The organism is Shewanella sp. ECSMB14101 (genome assembly GCF_000773485.1).
Lineage (GTDB): Bacteria > Pseudomonadota > Gammaproteobacteria > Enterobacterales > Shewanellaceae > Shewanella > Shewanella marisflavi.
The window spans coordinates 1-1,617 of record NZ_JSFF01000053.1 but is presented as its reverse complement, the minus strand read 5'-3'; the positions used below and the strand labels follow the sequence as shown (position 1 = coordinate 1,617).

1 pseudogene is annotated in these 1,617 nt (G+C 15.7%); it reads left to right on the top strand.

The window, feature by feature from the left end:
* Window positions 1-162: 162 nt before the first annotated feature.
* Window positions 163-534: pseudogene (locus NY07_RS19930) on the top strand (cytochrome c oxidase subunit 3); the annotation flags it as partial.
* Window positions 535-1,617: the final 1,083 nt, after the last annotated feature.

The window sequence follows — 1,617 nt, the reverse complement described above, 5'->3', positions numbered from 1 at the left end:
TTTTTTGGTAAATATAGTACAAAAAAAAAAAATATTTTGGTTAATGGTTTTTTTTTATTTATTATTTCTGAGTTAATAATTTTTATTTCTTTATTTTGAAGTTTTATTCATAATGCTTATTCCCCTAATATATTTATAGGGAATTTTTGACCTCCAAAAGGAGTTTTGGTAGCAAATCCAACAAGAATAATTATTTTTGGTACTTGTATTTTATTAAGCTCTAGATTAATTATTATAGTTAGTCATAATATAATGATTAAAAATTATAAATATAAAAGATTATTTTATTTATTTATTTGTTTAACTATAGGTATAATTTTTATTGATATACAAATTTTAGAAATGAGAAATTATTTTTTAAAGTTAAATTTTAATTTTAATGATAGAATTTTTAGAAGTTCTTTTCTTTTCACTACTTCTTTACATGCTTCTCATGTAATTTTAGGTTTAATTGGTTTAATTTTTTCTTTTTATTTATTTAAAAGAAATAATAATAATTTTATTTTTTATTTAAATTTTGAATTTAGAATTTGATATTGACATTTTGTTGATTATATTTGAATTGGAGTTTTTACTTTGTTTTATTATTTTAATAATTAAACTCTATTATATTATTTACATTGAAGATGTAAATTCAAAAAGAGTACAGATTTATTTTTTAATTTGGATTTAAAAATTTTTTAATCTGAATTTTTCTATTTTTAATAATAATAATTATTTTTATTATAATAAATTCAAAAAATAATTTTTTTATAATAATTCTTTTAGACATTATAATATTAATTTTAATATTGTTGATTTATATAAATATAAATAATTATTTTCTTTGTAATTTAATTTTTTTAATAGTTTTTAGAAGAATTATAGGTATTGTTTTAATTATTTTAAATTCACGTTTAAAATCTAATTTTAAGTCAAATTTTTATAAAGAATAAATTTTGATTTTTGTTTTTTTTGATTCGAAATCAAAATTAAATAATCAAATTATATAATATAATTTAAATTTTCCTTTCGTACTTTTAAAAATTTAATATTAATTAGATAAGAACCAATCTGGCTTACACCGATTTGAACTCAGTTCAAGTTATAAATTATTAGTCGAACAGACTAACTAAATAAATCTATTGCGATTTAAAGTTTATATAAAACCAACATCGAGGTAATAAAAATTCAATAAATTTGTTCTTTAATTAAAATTTATCCTGTTAACCCTAAAGTATTTTTTTTTCTATTCTTAAATAAAAGTTCTTTTCAATATATAATTAAAATATTTAAATTAAATTTTATCCCAAAAAACTTTTTAAAAAGTGAAATTTTAGGGTCTTTCCGTCTAAATTAAAAATTTAATATTTTCATTAAAATTAAAATTTCAATTTAATATTACATTTAGTTTTATTATTTTTTTATCCTTTCATTCAAGTTTTTAATTAAAAAACAAGTGATTATGCTACCTTAGCGATTAATCGGCTATTTAATTTTTCATTGAGCAGAATTTACTATTGATTTATTCAATAAATAATATTTTGTTAAAAATTAAAATAATAAATTTAAAAAAAAAAATTATTTTATAACATTATATTTTTTTTAAACGGTTTTTTCCCATTAATTCTACTAATA